Genomic DNA, 19,457 nt, shown 5'->3' on the forward strand with positions numbered 1-19,457 from the left:
TGCTCGCCGACCCGGCCGCCCGCGCCCACGTCGCCTCCGTGTGGGGCGTCGACCCCGACACCCTGCCCGGCCCCGGCCGCAGCGCCTACGAACTCCTCGACGCCCTCGGCACCGCCGGCGGACCCCGCGCGCTCCTCGTCTTCGGCTCCAACCCCGCCGTCTCCGCACCCCGCGCCGCCCGCATCGCCGACCGGCTCGCCTCCCTCGACCTGCTCGTCGTCGCCGACTTCGTGCCCTCCGAGACCGCCGAACTCGCCGACGTCGTCCTCCCCGTCACCCAGTGGGCGGAGGAGGAGGGAACCATGACCAACCTGGAGGGCCGCGTCCTGCGCCGCCGCAGGCTCCTGCCCCCGCCCGGGGAGGCCCGCAGCGACCTCGACGTCCTCCACGGCATCGCCGTCCGCCTCGGCCAGGACCCCGCCCGCTTCCCCACCGACCCCCGCGCCGTCTTCGAGGAGCTGCGCCGCGCCTCCGCCGGCGGCCGCGCCGACTACTCCGGCATCAGCTGGGAACGCCTCGACGCCGGCGAGGCCCTGCACTGGCCCTGCCCCGAGACCCCCGCCGGCACCGCCCCCCACCCGGGCACCCCTCGGCTCTTCCTCGACGCCTTCGCCCACCCCGACGGACTCGCCCGCTTCGCCGAGGTCGAGCACCGCGACGCCGCCGAGACCCCCGGCGCCGGCTACCCGCTGTACGCCACGACCGGCCGGGTCCTCGCCCAGTACCAGTCCGGGGCGCAGACCCGCCGCGTCGACGCGTTGAACGCCGCCGCCCCCGGGGCGTTCGTCGAGGTCCACCCCGACACCGCGGCCCGCCTCGGCCTGCGCGACGGCCGCCCCGCCCGGGTCTCCTCGGCCCGCGGCAGCACCCTCGCCACCGTCCGCCTCGTCCCCTCGCTGCGCACCGACACCGTGTTCCTGCCGTTCCACTTCGCCGGCGCCGGCCGGGCCAACCTGATCACCTCGGACGCGCTGGACCCGCGCAGCCGGATGCCGGAGTTCAAGGTGTGCGCCGTACGCGTCGAGCCCGCCGAGGCGGCAGGGGCCCTGCTGTGAGCGCCGGCGAGGTCCTCGTCGTCGGCGGCGGCAGCGCCGCGCACCGGTTCGCCGAGCGGCTCCACCACCACGGCCACAGCGGCGGGGTGACCCTGCTCGGCGCCGAACCGGCCGCCCCCTACCACCGGGTGCTGCTCACCTCCGTCCTCGACGGCACGCTGCCGCCCGCCGCGCTGGAGCTGCCCGCCCTGCCGGACGGGGTCCGGATGCGCGCCGGGACCACCGCCGTCCGCATCGACCGCGCCCGCCGCCTCGTCCACGCCGACGACGGCTCCGTCCACCGCTACGACACCCTCGTCCTGGCCACGGGTGCCCGCCCGGTCCTCCCCCGGATCCCCGGCCTGCCCCGCCCCGGCACCTCGGACGCGGTCACCGCCCTGCGCACGCTCGCCGACGCCGAACGCGTCCTGCGCGCCTCCCCGGACGCCCGGCGCACCGTCGTCCTCGGCGGCGGGCTCCTCGGAGTGGAGGCCGCCGCCGCACTGGCCCGGGCGGGGCACGAGGTGGCGCTCGTCCACCGCGGGCCCCACCCCCTGGACCGGCACCTGGACGCCGACGCCGGGAAGCTGCTCGCCGGCCGCCTGGCCGGCCTCGGCGTGGACGTCCACTGCGGGCGGGAGGCCGCCGCGTACTGCGCCGGCAAGCTCACCCTGGACGACGGCGCCGTCCTGGCCGCCGACACCCTGCTGCTGTGCACCGGCGCCGTGCCCGAGACGGCCCTGGCCCGCCGGGCGGGCCTCGCCGTCGGCACCGGGGTGCTCGTCGACGGGCGGCTGAGCACCGACGACCCGCGCATCCACGCCATCGGCGACTGCGCCGAACACCCGGGCGCCGCGGCCGGGCACCTCGAACCCGCCTGGGAGCAGGCGGAGTCGCTGGCCCGGCAGCTGACCGGGGCCGGGCCGCGCGGGGCCGGCTACCGGGGCACCCGGTGCGTCACCCGGCTGCGGGTGCCCGGCATCGACCTGGTCCGCCTCGGCGGACGGCCGGCCGGCGCCGCCGGGCCGGGCGGCGGCAGCGGTTCCGGCGCCGGCGCGGGGGCCGGCGCGGGATCCGCCGAGGGATCCGCCGAGGGATCCGCCGAGGGATCCGCCGAGGTGGTCACCGTCGCCGACCCGGCGCGCGGCCGGTACGCCCGGCTGACCCTCCACGGGCAGCGCGTCACCGACGCGGTGCTCCTGGGCCTGCCCCGGGCCATCGCCGCCCTGACCCGGCTGCACGAGCACGGGCTGCCGGTCCCGGCCGGCCGCCTGGAATTCCTGCTCGGCATCGAACCGGCGCCGCCCGGCGCCGACGAACTTCCCGGCGACGCCGTCGTCTGCCGCTGCAACAACGTCACCAAGCACGCCATCACCGAGGCCTGCCGGGCCGGCGCCGCCGACGTGGAGCAGGTCGCCGCCGCGACCCGCGCCACCACCGGCTGCGGCGGCTGCACGAGCACCGTCCGCAAGCTGTGCGGGATGGCCCGGACCGGAGGGAGCACGTCATGACAGGGAAGACCCGCACGCTCGTGGTGGCCGGACACGGCATGGCCGGCCACCGCCTGGTCGAGGAGCTCCGCACGCTGGACACCGCCGGCGCCTGGCGGGTGGTGGTCCTCGCGGAGGAGCCGCACGCCGCGTACGACCGGGTGGCCCTCTCCTCGTACCTGGACGGGCGCAGCGCCGCCGAACTCGGCCTGCCCGCCCCCGGCCTCGCGTCGGACCCGCGGGTGGAGCTCCGGCTCGCCACGGCCGCCGCCTCGATCGACCGCGCCGCCCGTACGGTGACCACCACCGCGGGCGACACCGTCGGCTACGACGCCCTGGTCCTGGCCACCGGCTCGAAGCCGTTCGTCCCTCCCGTACCGGGCCACGAGCTGACCGGCTGCTTCACGTACCGCACCCTCACCGACCTCGACGCGATCCGCGAGGCGGCCGTCCCCGGCCGGCCCGGCGTGGTCATCGGCGGCGGCCTGCTCGGCCTGGAAGCGGCCAACGCCCTGCGGCTGCTCGGCATGGAGCCGCACGTCGTGGAACTCGCCCCGCGCCTGATGCCGGTGCAGGTGGACGCGGCCGGCGGCGGCGTCCTCGGGCGGCGGGTGGAGGACCGCGGGCTGCGGGTGCACTGCGGGGTCGCGACCGCATCAGTCCAGGCGGGCCCGGACGGCCGCGCCCGCGCGGTGGTCCTGGCCGACGGGACGGAGCTTGAGGCGGCCGTGGTGGTCTTCTCGGCCGGTGTGCGGCCGCGGGACGAGCTGGCCGGCCCCGCGGGCCTGGACCGCGGGGAGCGCGGCGGGTTCCTGGTGGACGGGCTGTGCCGGACCGCCGACGAGCGGATCTGGGCGGTCGGGGAGTGCGCGGCGGTCTCCGGGCGCTGCTACGGGCTGGCCGCGCCGGGCTACCGGATGGCGGAGTCGGTGGCCCGGCAGCTGTGCGGCCTCGGCGGGGATCCGTTCGGCGAGGCGGACATGTCGACGCGGCTGAAGCTGCTCGGCGTCGAGGTCGCGAGCTTCGGCGACGCGCACGCGGGCACGGACGGCGCCTTGGAGCTGAGCCGCCTCGACGAGGCGCGGGGCACGTACGCGAAGCTCGTGCTGGGCTCTGACTGCCGCACCCTGCTGGGCGGGATCCTGGTCGGCGACGCCGCGGCGTACGGGGAGCTGCAGCCCTTCGTGGGGCGGGCGCTGCCCTCGGCGGGACACCGGCTGCTGGCGGCGGCAGGATGAGCCGGCGGCCCGGTCCCCGGCCCCGGCTCCGGCCCGCGCCCGCCCCCGGGCACAACGGCGCCCTTCGGGTTGTGGGAACCCGAAGGGCGGTGGTGGACGGAGGGCGGCCGGTCCTGAATCCGGCCGGTGGGGCACGGCGTCGCTCCGGTGGGGCGGCGCGGGGCGCCGGTGGGGCGGAGCGTGCCGGTGGGGCGGCGGTGCCGTGCGGGGCGTGTCGTTGCAGCGGTGTCGGGCGGAGGCCTCAGACGGTCTCGGCGACCTTGCGGTCCTCGGGGCCGGAGGTGTCGGAGCGGCCGGCGGGTGCGGCGGCCGCTGCTGCCGCTGCCGCGGCGGCCTTGGCGGCCTTCGCCTTGCGGGAGCTGGAGAAGCGGCGGGTGACCGGCGCCTCGACCCAGGCGTACAGCGCCCAGGAGAGCAGCACCGAGACGACGGCCTGGGCGGCGATCAGGGCGATGCCGACCGGGGTCGAGAAGAGACCGTCGCCGAGGAGCTCGCGGGAGTAGGCGAGGACGATGTAGTGGACCAGGTAGAAGGCGAAGGAGATCTCGCCGAGCCAGACCATGGGCCGGTTGTTGAAGAGGGTCGGCTTGCTCTCCGCGTCGCGGGCTGCGAACGCGGCGATGACGAGCACGATCGGGATGAGGGTGACGGAGCGCTGCGCGTACAGGTGCTCCACGTTGAGCGCGACGCCGTAGCTCGCGGCCAGCAGCAGCGTCGACCAGACGGTGCCGATGTCGCGCCAGCGGCCGGACATGACCGCGCGGGCGACGAGGATGCCGAGCGCGAAGTCGAGGAGGCGGACCGGCGGCAGGACGTACGCGAACCAGTACTGGACGGTGGAGGTGCCGTCGGCGCCGGGCATCTGCATGCCGCCGCCGGGGATGACCGCGTAGGTCAGGGTCGGCGTGAGCATGATGGCGGCGACGGTGCCGGCGATCCAGAACTTCAGCTTGGCGGCGTCGATCTTCTTGATGCCCAGGTAGAGCAGCGGGAAGGCGAGGTAGAAGATCGCCTCGGCGCCGAGGGACCAGCTGGGCGGGTCGACGCTGAAGTTGGTGGCGAAGTCGGGCACCCACACCTGGAGCATGAACAGGTTGAGGACGGCCTGCCAGGGCTCGGTCATGACGGCCGCGAAGGTGATCAGGGCGAGGCCCCAGGTGACCACGTAGTTCGGGTAGATCTTGACGAAGCGGCGGCGCCAGAAGGCGCGGAAGGTGTCCTTCTCGCGGGCCGACCAGGTCAGGACGAAGCCGCTGAGGACGAAGAAGAAGGTGACGCCGAGGGCGCCCGCCTGGGAGACGGCCTTGGCGAAGCCGTCGTTGGCGGCGTCGGACTCGAAGAGGCGGATCCACGGCACGCCGAGGGAGGCGTGGTAGAGGAAGACCAGCAGGGCCGCGGGGAAGCGGAGCCCGGTGAGCGAGTCGAGTCTGGGGAGTCTCACAGGTCTTGAACCGTCCATTCCGTTCATGGACATGACAAATGCGGCCCTTTCTCGGGAGGCGGGAACTGCGGCGGAAGTGCGCGGGTCCGGGCCTGCGGCCCCTGCAGGCCGCGGCCCGGACCCGTGGGTGCGTCAGTCGCGGATGACCGTCTTGGTCCGCATGAGGAACTCACCCAGGTAGCTGTCGTGCGGGACGCCCGGCCGGATCCAGTAGGTCGGGTGGTCGCCCAGGTAGAGGTTGCTGATGGTCGGCTCCGCCAGCAGCTCGTCGATCAGCGCCTCGTCGTCCGTGAACGCGGTCAGCACCAGCGAGTTGCGCAGCGGGCCGATCCCGTCGGCGGGCGACCACGGGGCCACCCACACGCAGGGGAAGGGCAGTTCGATGCCGGCTTGCTCGGCGTCCGGCCGGTCCAGCTGGTGCACCGCCGGGCGCAGTACGGCGCTCCCGTCGCCCAGCTCCTCCACGATGCCGTCGCCGCCCAGGTGCGCGGTCGTGCCCGCGGCGCGGGCCAGGAGGAACGCCTCCAGCTTGCGGGCGCCCTCCGCCGGCTGCACCGCCAGGACGGCCTTCTCGTCCTCCGGCGGCAGGCTCGGGATGGTGGCGAGCCGCTCGGCGATCGCCTGTGCGAGCGGCGCCGGGTCGCCCTCGACCAGCACGGTGGTGGCGTTGATGCAGGCCACCCCGCCCTGGTGGGCGATGGAGTCGACGATGGTGTCGAGGTGGTCGCGCCAGTCGGCGCCCGCCGGGACGAGCATCTTCGAACGGCCCGGGCCCTGCGGCAGCACACGGGTGCCCTCGTACTTGCGGACGACCTCGTCGCCGCCGTACACCAGGCCGTAGTCGGCGCTGCGCAGGATCTCGTCCGCCGCGTCGTAGTCCGTGGGCAGCAGCACGACCTGGTCGGTGCCGAAGCCCGCGGCCCGCAGGGCGGAGATCAGGCGGTGCGGGGTGAACGGCTCGCGCCGCGAGGGCCGGACCGCGACCCGGTAGCCCATGGCGAGGGCCTCCACCCACAGCGAGTGCGGGCCGGGGTGGTTGCCGGCCGCGTGCACCGCGAAGACATCGCCCTTGCGGGTCCACACGGCGCTGCCGCGGCGGGTCTCCTCCGCCCGCCAGTCGTCCACGGCGCCGACGGGGCGCGCCTGGTACGCGGCGACCGGGGCCACCTCGGTGGCCTCGATGATGGCGGCGGTCGCCGCCCGCACCACGCCCATGGGCACGCCGGAGACGCGGGCGACGGTGCGCTGGTACTCCTCGAAGTCCAGCCCGTCGACGGTCTCCTCGGCGAAGATCCGGCCCGCCCGCGCCAGCGCCGCCGTCCGCTCGGCGGCCGGCAGGGTGCGGGCCTTGCGCAGGGCGTCCATGGCACGGGTGACGAACAGCTTCGGCACCAGGCTCAGTTCGGCGACCGGCGCGCCCGCCACGTCGGTGACGGTCATGCGCTTGCGGGCGCGGAAGGGTCCGGAGGGCCCGAGCGCGTCGAGCGTGATCAGGCCGGCGTCCACTAGTAGACCCCCTCGATGACGGTCTCGTTGTCGAACTCCTGGACCGGCGCGATGTCGGCGACGGAGTCGCCGATCTGCCAGACGCCCTCCGGGCCCGGCACCCGGGTCGCGTAGTCGCGCTCCAGGTTGTTCGGCATGAACAGGCTCTTGCTGACGTGGTGCATGACCACCTGGCCGCGCTCGCCGTACGCGACGGTCTCGCGGGTCCCGGGGTCGACGACGTCGAAGACCATGTGCGGGGCGAACGGGTCGTAGACGCACGGGTCGTCGTCCGTGAGGCCTGGGCGCTCGCTGGCGTTGCCGAGGATCATCGTCGAGCCGTAGCCGCTGTACAGGTGGGCCTTCGGGAAGACCTCGGTGCGGTACAGGTAGCGGGTGTCGGCGTCCATCTGGGTGCCGACCCAGTTGATGGCCTTGACCTTCTCGTCGATGAGCTTGGCCAGGTCGTCGCGGCGGGCCAGGCGCTCCAGGACCGGCGGGGTGCACATCAGGACGCCGATGTCCTGGGTCTGGAGCAGGAAGGCCACCTGGTCGACGATGTGCTCGGCGTAGGCGCCCGCCTCGGCGGTCTTGCCGTCGGCGATGAGCTTCTTCACCCAGCGCGGGTCCAGGTCGACCGTGAACGCCAGGCCGCCGCGGTAGGCGGTCTGCCGCTTGATCACGTCGCCGACCATGTGCGGGCCGGTCGGGGCGACGACCAGCCAGTTCACGCCCTGCGGAACGCCGTGGCGGTCGAGCTGGCCGCTGCTCCAGGCGAGCAGGCGGTCCAGCCACTCCTGGAGCAGGACGATGCGCTTGGGGGCGCCGGTGGTGCCTCCGCTCTCGTACACGCCCACCACGTCCGGGCGGTCGCCGTAGCCGCGGGGTATGAGGTCCTCGGCGCGGACGTCGCGCAGCTCGTTGGCGAGGTTCGGGAAACGGCCGAGGTCGGCGAATCCGCCGATGTCCGTCAGCGGGTCGAAACCGAGAGTTCCCGCGCGCTCGAGCCAGAACGGCGAACCCGTTTCCGGGGAGAAATGCCACCGCAGGGCGGCGCGCAGGAATTCGTCGGGGTCCGGCTGGGTGTCGAGAGGAAATTCCAGCAGGGGATCAACGGTGGACACAAATGCTCCTTCCGGGTACGGAGTACCGCCGTACTCTTCGCATCGTGCGCCGGTGCCGGGGAGGCGGTCCACGTTATTCCGCTGAGTCCGTCAACTGTCTGTGTCAGGTCAGCTGGATCCCGACCGTCCGCTTCACGCCATCGCCTTCGGGGAGTTCGTCGAGGTCGATTCCGAAGTGCGTGCGGTAGGCGGCGAGGACGGCCGCGTCCGTGTCGAGCGGCTCGATCGTGCGCTGTCCGCCGTCCACCCTGACCAGGCGCCTGTTCTTCAGCGTGACGCGGCCGTCGGCCAGCGGCATCGAGCAGAACAGCTCCTGGAGGAACGGCGAGTCGGGGCAGCTGCGCCACCACCACAGGGTCGGCGTGAAATCACCGAGCCGGCACGGCCGGCCGTCGAGCCGGTACAGCGGCCTGCCGTCGAGCAGCACGTCGGCGCCGCCGCCCTCCACGGGGAGGACGAGGTACTCGCCGTGCGGGTCTTTCTGCACGTCAGAGCTGGTGAGGCGGAGCGGGTGGCGGCTGTTGCGGCCGAAGCCGGCGTCCACCAGCCAGGGCTCGCCGTCCAGCGTCACCCGCAGCGCGAGGTGACACATCGCGGGGCCGAGCCCGTCCGGCCGGTGGACCCGGCCCGGCAGGATCTCCACCCGGTACCCGAGTGCCCGGAGCAGCTCGGCGAAGGCGGAGTTCACCTCGTAGCAGCCGCCGCCGCGGCGCTGCCGGACGATCTTGTCGACGGCCCGCTCGCCGAGGTGTATCTCCCGCCCGAGGTGGTAGTCGATGTTCTCGAAGGGAACCGTCAGGACGTGCCGCTCCTGGAGGTGCCGCAGCCCTTCCAGATCCGCCTTCCGCGGCTTTTCCGCACCGATCCGCCCGAGGTATTCGGCCACTCCCGCGTCGTCCAGCATTGCTGTCTCCTTGACCATTCGAACCCGGCAGCGTACGACGAACGAAAATACACGCGCGCCCGCGGGCGCCCCGCCGATCTGACGGACAAGACGGCACCTGACAAAGTGCCCCGCCGCGCGTTGCCCTCCCCGCGCGCGCTTACCAGCATCGGGTGGTCCAGAGTCATCCGACGCGGCGTTTTCGATGAGTCGGTGTGACTGCCCGCCCGCCGATGACGATGGAGAAATCACGGCCATGGCACCTTCCGCCGCCCACAGCCCCTCGCCGGAAGACGGGGACGTGCTGGTCCGCACCACCGCCGGCACGGTCGCCGGAGAGCGCGCCGGACGGCTGTCCGTCTTCCGCGGCGTGCCCTACGCCCAGCCCCCGGTCGGCGCCCTGCGCTTCGCCTCGCCGCGCCCGCCCGTCCCGTGGACCGGCGTCCGCGACGCCCGCTCCTTCGCCCCCGAGTCCCTCCAGCCGATCATCCCCGGCAGCTCCGAGGACTCCCTGTACGCCAACGTGTGGACGCCCGGCACCGACCCGGAGCGGCCCCGCCCGGTGCTCGTCTACATCCACGGCGGCGGCTGGATGGTCGGCGGCGGCAGCCTGCCCGTGTACGACGGCGCGCGCCTCGCCGACCGCGGCGACCTGGTCGTCGTCACCTTCAACTACCGCCTCGGCGCCCTGGGCTTCGGGCTGCACGAGGAGTTCACCGACCCGGAGACCGGCGACTGCGCCGACTGGGGCCTCCAGGACCAGGCGGCCCTGCTGCGCTGGGTGCACGCCAACGCCGCCGCGTTCGGCGGCGACCCGGGCAACATCACCCTCGCCGGCACCTCCGCGGGCGGCGCCAGCGCCTGGCAGCTGGCCCTGCTGCCCGAACTGCGCGGCGTCATCCGCCGGATCGTCCCGATCAGCGCCTGCCACGTGTGGGAGCCGTCCACCTCGCTGACCCCGGCCGACGCCCGCCTCGCCTACGAGGGCGTCGCCCGCCGCCTCGGCACCACCGTCGCCGGCCTGCGCGAGGTGCCCGCCGCCGCCCTCATGAACGCCTGGGAGGACGTCTTCGGGGGCCTGCCCGGCGGCCGGGAGGTCGCCTCCGCCCGCGAGTTCCGCGGCCCGGTCGTCGACGGCCGCTGGATGAGCGCCTTCGACTGGGAGCTGCCCACCCCCGACGTGCCGATCATGGCGGTGCACACCCGGACCGAGGGCTCCTTCTACACCGGCCCCTGCCCGCCGCAGCCGACCCCGACGCCGCCGCCCACCGACGCGGCCGAGCTGCGCGAGGCCGTCCGCGGCGTCCTCGACAAGGGCTCCGCCAAGGTCACCGACGAGCTCGTCGACTCCTGCATCGCCGCGTACCGGGAGGCGGCCGAGGCCGAGGGGCTGCCGCAGGACCCGCTGTCGCTGTGGACGGAGATCTGGGGCGACGCCCTCTTCCGCTACCAGATCGTGCGGCTGTCCGAGCGGCACGCCCGGCACGGCACCTCGCCGCAGTACGTGATGGAGTTCGCGCACCCCGTGCGCGCCCCGCACCACGGCACGCCGCACGAGGCGACCTCGCCGTTCCTGTTCGGCACGTACGCCGACACCGCGGCGATCGCCGCCACCTACCCGGTGCCGCCGGAGATCCCGCTGTTCCACGACGGGCCGGGCGAGCGCGCCGTCTCCGAGACCTTCATGGACCTGGTCGCCGCGTTCGCCCGGGACGGCGTCCCCGCCGCGCCCGCGGCTCCGCAGTGGCCGGTCTTCGACCCGGAGGCCCCCAGCACGCTGGTCCTCGGCGGCGAGCCGGTCGCCCGGATCGAGGCCACGCCGAAGGCGCGGCAGCTGCGGTTCTGGGACGACGCCGGCTGGGTCCCGCGCACCTGACCGGGCGCCGCCCCGCACCCGAGACCCGACACGCGGCCGCCCGCCGCCTCCCCGCAGGGCGGCCCCCGCCCCCGTCAGACACGAATGAGGTTCTTGCCATGGCAACACTCGACACACCCGCCGACACCGCAGCACCGCCGCAGGCGGAGGAGCGCACCACGCTGAAGGCCTGGTTCGCGGTCGTCTCCGTCGCGGTCGGCATCTTCACCCTGGTCACCGCCGAGCAGCTGCCGATCGGCCTGCTCACCTCCGTCGGCTCCGCCCTCCAGGTCTCCGAGGGCACCGCCGGCCTCATGGTGACCGTGCCCGGCCTGGTCGCCGCGCTGTCGGCGCCGCTCGTCCCGGTCGTCGTCGGCCGCATGGACCGCCGGTACCTGCTCGTGGGCCTGATGACCGTCATGGCCGTCGCCAACCTGGTCACCGTCCTCGCCCCGAACTTCGGCATCCTGCTCGCCTCCCGCGTGCTCGTCGGCGTCACCATCGGCGGCTTCTGGGCCATCGCGGGCGGCCTCGCCTTCCGCCTGGTGCAGCCCGCGGCGATCCCCCGCGCCACCGCGCTGATCTTCGGCGGCGTCGCCGCCGCGAACGTCCTCGGCGTGCCCACCGGCACCCTCATCGGCGGCCTCGCCGGCTGGCGCACCGCGTTCGCCACGCTCGGCGTCCTCGCCTTCGCGGTCCTCGTCGCCCTGCTCGTGCTGCTGCCGAAGCTGCCCGCCACCAGGCCCGTCAGCGTCCCCGAGCTCATCGCCCAGTTCGGCAACCGCGGCGTCCGCGCCGGCATCATCGCCACCGCGCTGATCGTCACCGGCCACCTGGCGGCGTACACCTACGTCAGCCCCATGCTCCAGCAGGTCTCCGGCATCGACGAGGACCTGATCAGCCTCCTGCTGCTCGGCTTCGGCGTCGCCGGCATCATCGGCAACTTCGTCGCCGGCGCGGCCGTCTCCAAGAACCTCGGCCGGACCATGACGGTCATCATCGTCGCGCTCGCCGCCGCGATGCTGCTCTTCCCCGTCCTCGGCGAGAGCCAGGCCGGCGGCATCGCCCTGCTCGTCCTGTGGGGCCTGGCCTTCGGCGGCGTCTCCGTCAGCCTGCAGACCTGGATGCTGAAGTACGCGCCCGACTCGATGGAGGCCGCCTCCGCCCTGTGGGTGTCCGTCTTCAACCTTTCCATCGCGCTCGGCGCGCTCGTCGGCGGCCTCGTCGTCGACAACATCGAGCTCACCACGGTCGCCTGGATCGGCGGCGGCGTGGTCCTGCTGACCGCCCTCACCCTCCCCACCCTGCGCATCTCCGGCAAGGCGGCGCAGTGAACCACCCGTTACAGAAGGGAACCTCCGTGTCCACCACCGACCTGTCCGCACTCGGCGCCGAGCTGCGCGGCCCGCTGCTGCTGCCCGGCACCGACGGGTACGAGGAGGAGACCCTCGGCTTCAACCGGATCCTGCCGCAGACCCGGCCCGCCGCCGTGGTCGTCGCCGACGGCACCGCCGACATCATCGCCGCCGTCCGCTCCGCCTCCCGCAGCGGCCTCGCCGTCGCCGTCCAGGCGACCGGCCACGGCGTGTCCGTGCCCGCCGACGGCGCCCTGCTGATCAACACCCGCAACCTCACCGGCGTACGCGTCGACCCGCGCGCCCGCACCGCCCGCATCGAGCCCGGCGCCCAGTGGAGCCGCGTCATCCAGGAGGCCGCCCCCTTCGGGCTGGCCCCCCTCAACGGCGCCTCCCCCGGCGTCGGCGTGGTCTCGTACCACCTCGGCGGCGGCCTCGGCCCGCTCGGCCGCTCCTACGGCTACGCCGCCGACCACGTCAGGAACTTCGACCTGGTCACCGCGGACGGCGAACTGCTTCACGTCTCCCCCGACGACCACCCCGACCTGTTCTGGGCGCAGCGCGGCGGCAAGGGCAACTTCGGCGTGATCACCTCGATCGAGATCGGCCTCTTCCCGGTCTCCCGGCTGTACGGCGGCGGCCTGTTCCTGCCCGGCGAGCACATCGAGCGGATCCTGCCGGCGTGGCGCGACTGGACGCAGGCCGTCCCGGACGCGATGCAGTCCTCGATCGCCGTGATGCGCTTCCCCGACATCGACGTCCTGCCGGAGCCGGTGCGGGGCCGCTTCCTCGCCCACGTCCGGATCGCGTTCAACGGCTCGAACGAGGAGGGCGCCGAACTGGTGCGCCCGCTGCGCGAACTGGTCGAGCCGGTCCTCGACACGGTCGCGGACATGCCGTACACGGACGTCGCCGACATCAACATGGACCCCACGGTCCCCGCCGTGTACTTCGAGCGCTCCACCCGCATCCGCGAACTCGACGACGCCGCCATCGCCACCCTGATCCCCCTGATCAAGGAGGGCGCGGACGCCGTCCGGCCCGGCATCGAGCTCCGCCACCTCGGCGGCGCCCTGGGCCGGCAGCCCGAGCACCCCAACGCCGTCCCGCACCGGGACACCGCGTACACCCTGTTCGCGGGCGCGCCGGTATGGCCCGAACACGTGCAGGACGTACGGGAGTTCCAGGAGCGGCTGATGGAGGAGATGGAGCCCTGGCGGATCGGCGGCCCGTTCCTCAGCTTCATCAGCGCGCTGGAGAGCTCTCCCGAGCACCTGCGCTCCGCGTACGACCCGCAGACGTACGAGCGGCTCGTCGCCGCCAAGGACGCCTACGACCCGCAGAACGTGTTCCGCGTGAACCACAACATCCCGCCGACCGGGTGGCGTGCCCGATGAGGGGGACCCGATGACGAAGGAGACGACAGGCATGCTCAGCGACGCGATGGTGGACGCCTACCTGGAGCGGATCGGCGCCCGCCGGCCCGAGCGCGCCGACATCCACGGGCTGCGGCACCTCCAGGAGCGCCACGTGCTGTCGGTGCCCTTCGAGAACATCGACTACCACGTCGAGGGCGCCGAGCTCGGCCTGGACCGCGAGTTCCTCTACGACAAGATCGTCACCCGGCGGCGCGGCGGCGGCTGCTACGAGCTGAACCCCTCCTTCGGGCACCTCCTGGAGGCCCTCGGCTACCGGGTGGAGATCCTCTCCGGGCAGGTCTTCCTCGGCGGCGCGTTCGGCGCCCCGCTGTGCCACCTCGCGCTGCGGGTCGACCTGGACGGGGAGGAGTGGCTCGTCGACGTCGGCTTCGGCAAGAACAGCCGCTTCCCGCTCCCCATCGGCACCTCCGAGGTGCAGAAGGACCCGCACGGCGACTACCGCGTGGTGCGGCCCGAGGACGGCGGCATCCAGGTCGAGCTGAACGGCGGCATCCAGTACCGGCTCGACGAGCGGCCCGTCCGCATCGAGGACTTCCACCCGACGCTGTGGTGGTACCGGACCGCGCCCGACTCGGTCTTCCTGCACAACCTGATCGTCTCCCACCAGAAGGAGGACGGCCGCGTCACCGTCAACGGCCGGGAGCTCACCCGCACCACCGCGGCCGGCCGGGAGACCGTCGAACTGCCCGACGACGCGGCCCTGCTGGCGGCGTACGAGGAGCACTTCGGGATCGTCCTCGACACGGTGCCGAAGCAGCCGGACGTGGACCCCGCCGTCCGCATCGTCATGCAGATCGACTGACACCCCTCCCCTGCCTTCGGGCCCTGCGCCGCACCCGGACCGGATGCGGCGCAGGGCCTTTTCCGTGCACCGCCCCACCGGCCCGCCAGGAGCCTTTTCCAGGGACTCTGCACGGGCCCTTCCCGGGGACTCCACAGGGGTCCTGAAGGGCCTTTCAGGGGCGTTTCCGGGCCCGGGGGAAGGCCGTTTCGGCGGCGCCCCCGCACGCCGGAATGCCCTTTACGCAGACTTGACGAATCGCCGCCTGGTCCATACCGCACGCGAATTCGACGGCCCATCATGGAAATCGAAGCCGCCGCGTTCACCGCCGGCGCCGGTAATCCATCCGTTTTCCAATCCATGGGAGAGATCCACATGCGCAAGAGCACCCGTATCAAGGTCGGCGTACTCGCGGGCGTCGCCGCGCTCGCCACCGCGACGGCCGTCACGGGCTCGGCGAACGCCGCCGCCGACGGCGCCAACGGCTGCCTGACCCTCCCGGGCAGCTGGAAGGTCGTGGACGACAACACCGGCGAGACCTTCCTCGGCAGCTACCACGGCAGCGCCTACGCGACGGCCGGCACGGTCAACTTCACCTCGCCGAACAACACCACGACCGCCTCGCACGGCGAGTGGAAGCAGACCGGCTGCGGCACCTACTCCGACACCGACACCGCCCTGCTGCTCGGTGCGGACGGCAAGGCCAACTCCACCATCACGTTCCAGGCCAACATCACCGTCACCGGCCGCAACACGGCCAACTTCGACTTCGTGTACAAGATCCACGGCCTGGACGGCTCCTTCGTCACCGGCGGCGCCTCCACCGGCAAGGGCAGCCGCATCGGCGTCCAGCCCCGCTGAACGCGCTGACCCCCCTCCACGCCCCTTCCCCCTGTGGCGCCCGAACGGGCCCGGCGAATCCCCCCGCCGGGCCCGTTCGGCATGTCCGGGCGCCCTCGCGCCCGCGGCGCCGGCCCCGGCCCGCCGGGGCACGACGAAACGGGGCCCGCGGCGCGCACCGGGAAGGTGTGCGCCGCGGGCCCCGCGGGCGGTGGGGACGGGTCAGGCGTCCCCGGCCGGCGGCGCGGGCAGCGCCGCGACGACGACCTTGGCCTCGTCCTCCGTCAGCTCGATGTCGAACCGCTCGTCCAGCAGCGAGCGGACCTCGTCGTCCGCGATGTACCGGACCTCGCTGCCGCCGTCGGCCCGGGTCAGCGTGAGCTTGCGGTGGTTGAGGTTGAGCCGCCAGTCCTCCGCGATGCGCTCCAGGAAGACCCGCCCGGTGAAGGGCGAGCTGGAGTGCGTCGAGATGAAGTAGTTGGCGACCACGCAGTCGATGTGGTGGTGGCCCTCCGTGGCGTACCAGTACAGCGGGAACCAGCCGTCCCCCCGCTGCAGCCAGAGCACCCACTCCTTGTCGGAGCCCTCGGCGCGGGCGAGCCGGTACGTCCAGCCGCCCTGCTCCGAGACGGTGCCGTCGCGGACGAGGACCGGCTCCAGCGGGCCCTCGTCGCCGAAGCCGACGTCGGCGAGCCAGGTCTCCCCGCCGACGGCCACGCTCAGCATCAGGTGCGTCCGCGGCAGCGGCTTCGGCGCGTCCAGGACCGGGCGGGCGTACAGGCGGGTCACCTCGAAGCCGAGGCGCTCCAGCAGCACCGCGAAGAGCATGTTGTGCTCGTAGCAGTAGCCGCCGCGCCGCCGGCGCACCAGCTTGTCCTGGACGGCCTCGATGTCGATGTCGATGCCGCGGCCCAGCAGGATGTCGAGGTTCTCGAACGGGATGGCCAGGGCGTGCGCCCGGTGCAGCCTGCGCAGGGTCTCCGCGGTCGGCTCCAGCGGGCCCTCGACGCCCAGGCGGTCGAGGTACGCCCGGACGTCGAGCTTGTCGGCCTGCCACTGGGCGGCGCTGCCGATCTGCACCACCGGTCAGCCCGCCCGACCCGCGGCGCCGGACTTCTTCTCGCTGTCGAGCATGGCCATGCCCTCGGCGTCGAAGCGGGTGCCGGCGACCTCCTCGGCGGGCACGGCCCGCTCGATCTCGGCGACGTCCTCGGCGGTCAGCTCCAGCGACAGCGCGCCGAGGGCCTCGGCCAGCTGGTCGCGGCGGCGGGAGCCGACGACGGGGACGATGTCCCTGCCCTGGGCCATCGCCCAGCCGATCGCCAGCTGCGAGGTGGTGACGCCCTTGGCCTCGGCGACCTTGCCGAGCGCGGCGACCAGCTGGAGGTTGCGGTCGAGGTTCTCGCCGCTGAAGCGCGGGAAGTTGCTGCGGCCGTCGTCCTTGGCGGTGGCGCGCTGGTGGTTCCAGCGGCCCGACAGCAGGCCGCGGGCGAGGACGCCGTACGCGGTGACGGCCGTGCCCAGCTCGCGGGCGGTCGGCAGGATCTCGTCCTCGATCGAGCGGGACAGCAGCGAGTACTCGATCTGGAGGTCCGCGATCGGGTGCACGGCGGAGGCGCGGCGCAGGGTCTCCGCGCCGATCTCGGACAGGCCGATGTGGCGGACGTAGCCGGCCTCGACCATATCCTTGATCGCGCCGATGGTCTCCTCGATCGGCACCGCCGGGTCCAGGCGGGCCGGGCGGTAGACGTCGACGTAGTCGGTGCCGAGCCGCTGGAGGGTCTGCGCCAGGGAGTTCTTGACCGCCTCCGGGCGGTTGTCCACGCCGAGGATGCCGCCCGCCGGGTCGCGCAGGACGCCGAACTTGACGCTGAGGGTGAGCTGCTCGCGGTCGTGGCTCTGCAGCACCTCGCGCACCAGGAGCTCGTTGTGGCCGCTCCCGTAGAAGTCGCCGGTGTCGAGGAGGGTGATGCCCGCCTCGATGGCGGCGTGCGCGGTGGCGACCCCCTCGGCCCGGTCGGCGGGGCCGTAGAAGTCGGACATGGACATCAGGCCGAGGCCGAGAGCGGAAACCTCGGGGCCGGCCGAACCAAGCGATCGAAGCTGAGTCATATCGCAGAGCATTGCGCCGCCCTTCTGCGAAGCAGAAACAATTTCCGGCCGCTGTGTCAGGTCGCGGGAAAACACGAATGGCCGGATATCGACGGGTGCCCGGCTTTACAACGGGACACGCGCGCGCAGATCATGGAATGCATGACAGAAACCATGCGCACGGTGCGTCAGGAAGCCCTCGGCGGCGCCGAAGTCCTCAACCTGACGGATTCTCCGATCCCCGCTCCCAATGCCACCGAAATCCTGGTAAAGACGCACGCCGCCGGCGTGAATCCGATCGACTGGAAGATCCGCGAATACGGTTTGTGGCTCACCCCGCCGTTCGGCGTCGGCTGGGACGTGTCCGGCACGGTCGTGGCCGTCTCGCCCGGCGAGAACCGCTTCAAGGTCGGCGACGAGGTCTTCGGCCTGCCCGCCTTCCCGAACGAGGCCGCCGGGTACTCCGAGTACGTCGCCGGGCCGGCCCGCCACTTCGCCCGCAAGCCGTCCGCCCTCGACCACGTGCAGGCGGCCGCCCTCCCGATGGCCGCGCTGACGGCCTGGCAGGCGCTCGTCGACGGCGCGGACATCCAGCCGGGCCAGCGCGTCCTGGTCCACGCGGCGGCCGGCGGCGTCGGCCACCTCGCCGTGCAGATCGCCAAGGCCCGCGGGGCGTACGTCATCGGCACCGCCAGCGCCGCCAAGCACGACGTGCTGCGCGAGCTCGGCGCCGACGAGGTCGTCGACTACACCGCGGTGGACTTCACCGAGGCCGTCAAGGACGTCGACGTCGTCCTCGACCTGATCGGCGGCGAGTACGAGGACCGCTCCCTGCGCACCCTGCGCCCGGGCGGCACCTACATCGGCGTGATCAACCCGCTGGCCCTGGACGAGATCAGGGCCAAGGCGCAGGCCCTGGGCCTGCGCGGCATCACGGTCAACGTGGCACCCGACCACGCGGTCCTGGAGCAGGTGGCGGCCCTCGCCGAAGAGGGCCGGCTGCGCCCGCTCGTCGCCGGCACCTTCCCGCTCCAGGACGTCCGCGAGGCGCACGAACTGAGCCAGTCCCAGCGCGCCACCGGCAAGATCGTCCTCACCTTCTGACCCGCCCGGGCCGGAAACCGCCGAAGGGGCGGCGGGGACACGGAAAGTGTCCCCGCCGCCCCTCCTGCGTGCGCCGTCCGGCGGTCAGCCGGCCTCCGGGGCGGCCGGGTCGAGGCCCTCGCGGCCGTGCAGCCAGGCCACCTCGTCGTACATGGCCCCGGGCGTCAGGGAGGACAGCATCGCGTTGCGCTCCGCCCGGGCCGGGCCCGCCGCGTGGTAGAGGCGGCGGCCCATCTCGCGGGCCACCAGCTGGACGCGGGCGGTGCGTTCGCGGCGGGCCGCGCCGTACTTCTCCAGGCGCTGCTCGAAATCGGCCGGGCAGCCGTCCAGCAGCCCCGACAGCACCACCGCGTCCTCGACCGCCTGGCAGGCCCCCTGGGCGGCGTACTGGAGCATCGGGTGCGCGGCGTCGCCGAGGAGGGCGACGCGGCCCTCGGTCCACCGGTCGACCGGGTCCCGGTCGCACAGCACCCACGCCTTCCAGTCCCGGCCCAGCTCCAGCAGCCGGCGGGCGGCGCCCGAAAGCTCCGGGAAGGCCGCCAGCACGTCGCCGTCACCGGTCGGGACGCCCGCCACCGCCTCTGCGGCGCCGTCGTCACGGGTCGCGGCGAGGTTCACGTACCGGCCCGAGGAGACCGGGTAGTGGACGAAGTGCCACTTCGGGCCGGCCCACAGCGTCACGGCATTCGGCCGGAGCTCCTGCGGAACCTCCTCCGCCGGGATCACCGTGCGGTAGATCGTGTGCCCCGACACCCGCGGCGCGCCGTCCCCGACGAGCTGCCGCCGCACCGCCGAGTGCAGGCCGTCCGCGCCGATCAGGGCGTCGCCGGTGACGCGGCGGCCGTCGGCCAGGACCGCGGCGGCCGTCCCGGCCCGCTGCTCGTAGCCGACGACGTGGTGGCGGCCCAGCAGCTCCACGCCGGGGTGCCGGCGGACGGCCTCCAGCAGCGGCAGGTACAGGTCCACGCGGTGCACCACGGCGTACGGGTTCCCGAAGCGGGCGCGGTACTCCTGCCCCACCGGCATCGCGGCGACCCGCTCGCCGGTCGTGCCGTCCATGAACCGCAGCTCGTCGACGACGACCGCCCGGTCGCGGACCTCCCGGCCCACGCCGAGCAGGTCCAGCGCGCGGAAGGCGTTCGGGCCGAGCTGGATGCCGGCGCCGACCTCGGTGAAGACCTCCCGGCGCTCCAGGACCGTGACCCGGTGCCCGCGCCGGGCCAGCCCGAGCGCCGCGGCGAGGCCGCCGATGCCGCCGCCGGCGATGAGTATCTCGGCCATGGGATCTCACTCCCCT

At 73.7% G+C, this 19,457-nt stretch carries 16 protein-coding genes; 9 read left to right on the top strand and 7 right to left on the bottom strand.

Annotation, left to right across the window (positions count from 1 at the left end; translation table 11 throughout):
* The 3 genes from IE170_RS32400 to IE170_RS02510 form a co-directional block, all read left to right on the top strand.
* On the top strand, positions 1-1,055 hold a 1,055-nt coding region (locus tag IE170_RS32400; protein WP_229884567.1), incomplete at its 5' end, for a molybdopterin oxidoreductase family protein.
* Positions 1,052-2,545, top strand: coding sequence for an FAD-dependent oxidoreductase (locus tag IE170_RS02505; RefSeq protein WP_189807667.1), 1,494 nt, complete (start codon positions 1,052-1,054; stop codon positions 2,543-2,545). The genes IE170_RS32400 and IE170_RS02505, both read left to right, overlap by 4 nt.
* Positions 2,542-3,762, top strand: coding sequence for an FAD-dependent oxidoreductase (locus IE170_RS02510; protein WP_189807668.1), 1,221 nt, complete (start codon positions 2,542-2,544; stop codon positions 3,760-3,762). The genes IE170_RS02505 and IE170_RS02510 overlap by 4 nt, the downstream gene beginning before the upstream one ends.
* Before the next feature lie 241 nt (positions 3,763-4,003).
* Here the strand turns inward: IE170_RS02510 and IE170_RS02515 are convergent, their stop codons facing one another.
* The 4 genes from IE170_RS02515 to IE170_RS02530 form a co-directional block, all read right to left on the bottom strand.
* Positions 4,004-5,203 (bottom strand): acyltransferase family protein, encoded by a 1,200-nt coding sequence (locus tag IE170_RS02515; protein ID WP_229884568.1) that lies wholly within the window; start codon positions 5,201-5,203, stop codon positions 4,004-4,006.
* Positions 5,204-5,335: 132 nt separating this feature from the next.
* Positions 5,336-6,643, bottom strand: coding sequence for an aldehyde dehydrogenase family protein (locus IE170_RS02520; RefSeq protein ID WP_189807903.1), 1,308 nt, complete (start codon positions 6,641-6,643; stop codon positions 5,336-5,338).
* Positions 6,644-6,708: 65 nt separating this feature from the next.
* On the bottom strand, positions 6,709-7,812 hold the full coding sequence (locus IE170_RS02525) for a phenylacetate--CoA ligase family protein (protein ID WP_189807670.1): 1,104 nt from the start codon (positions 7,810-7,812) through the stop codon (positions 6,709-6,711).
* Between the two features lie 103 nt (positions 7,813-7,915).
* Positions 7,916-8,716 carry an arylamine N-acetyltransferase family protein gene (locus IE170_RS02530; protein WP_189807671.1) on the bottom strand — a complete coding sequence of 267 codons (801 nt, stop codon included), beginning with the start codon at positions 8,714-8,716 and terminating at the stop codon, positions 7,916-7,918.
* A 235-nt stretch (positions 8,717-8,951) separates the two neighbouring features.
* Here IE170_RS02530 and IE170_RS02535 point away from each other — a divergent pair, with 235 nt between their 5' ends.
* The 5 genes from IE170_RS02535 to IE170_RS02555 all read left to right on the top strand — a co-directional run bounded on the left by IE170_RS02535 (position 8,952) and on the right by IE170_RS02555 (position 14,986).
* The gene (locus IE170_RS02535) at positions 8,952-10,571 is read left to right on the top strand and encodes a carboxylesterase family protein (protein ID WP_223855508.1); all 1,620 of its coding nucleotides are present in this window, start codon (positions 8,952-8,954) and stop codon (positions 10,569-10,571) included.
* A 98-nt stretch (positions 10,572-10,669) separates the two neighbouring features.
* Entirely contained in the window at positions 10,670-11,884 is a 1,215-nt protein-coding gene (locus IE170_RS02540; protein ID WP_189807673.1) for an MFS transporter, read from the top strand.
* A 26-nt stretch (positions 11,885-11,910) separates the two neighbouring features.
* Positions 11,911-13,302, top strand: a complete 1,392-nt coding sequence (locus IE170_RS02545; RefSeq protein WP_229884570.1) for an FAD-binding oxidoreductase — start codon at positions 11,911-11,913, stop codon at positions 13,300-13,302.
* A 10-nt stretch (positions 13,303-13,312) separates the two neighbouring features.
* Positions 13,313-14,146 (top strand): arylamine N-acetyltransferase family protein, encoded by an 834-nt coding sequence (locus tag IE170_RS02550; RefSeq protein ID WP_223855507.1) that lies wholly within the window; start codon positions 13,313-13,315, stop codon positions 14,144-14,146.
* Positions 14,147-14,500: 354 nt separating this feature from the next.
* Entirely contained in the window at positions 14,501-14,986 is a 486-nt protein-coding gene (locus IE170_RS02555; protein WP_125545380.1) for a hypothetical protein, read from the top strand.
* Between the two features lie 201 nt (positions 14,987-15,187).
* Here the strand turns inward: IE170_RS02555 and IE170_RS02560 are convergent, their stop codons facing one another.
* Together IE170_RS02560 and IE170_RS02565 are read right to left on the bottom strand one after the other, a co-directional pair.
* A complete protein-coding gene (locus IE170_RS02560) occupies positions 15,188-16,045 on the bottom strand; it encodes an arylamine N-acetyltransferase family protein (RefSeq protein WP_189807675.1) in 858 nt (285 codons plus the stop codon).
* Between the two features lie 6 nt (positions 16,046-16,051).
* On the bottom strand, positions 16,052-17,077 hold the full coding sequence (locus tag IE170_RS02565) for an aldo/keto reductase (RefSeq protein ID WP_189807676.1): 1,026 nt from the start codon (positions 17,075-17,077) through the stop codon (positions 16,052-16,054).
* 141 nt (positions 17,078-17,218) lie between these two features.
* Here IE170_RS02565 and IE170_RS02570 point away from each other — a divergent pair, with 141 nt between their 5' ends.
* Positions 17,219-18,160, top strand: coding sequence for an NADP-dependent oxidoreductase (locus IE170_RS02570; protein WP_189807677.1), 942 nt, complete (start codon positions 17,219-17,221; stop codon positions 18,158-18,160).
* Positions 18,161-18,244: 84 nt separating this feature from the next.
* Here the strand turns inward: IE170_RS02570 and IE170_RS02575 are convergent, their stop codons facing one another.
* Complete coding sequence (locus tag IE170_RS02575; protein WP_189807678.1) at positions 18,245-19,441, bottom strand: 3-hydroxybenzoate 6-monooxygenase; 1,197 nt, start codon at positions 19,439-19,441, stop codon at positions 18,245-18,247.
* Positions 19,442-19,457: the final 16 nt, after the last annotated feature.

This window comes from Streptomyces toxytricini, assembly GCF_014649915.1.
GTDB lineage: Bacteria > Actinomycetota > Actinomycetes > Streptomycetales > Streptomycetaceae > Streptomyces > Streptomyces toxytricini.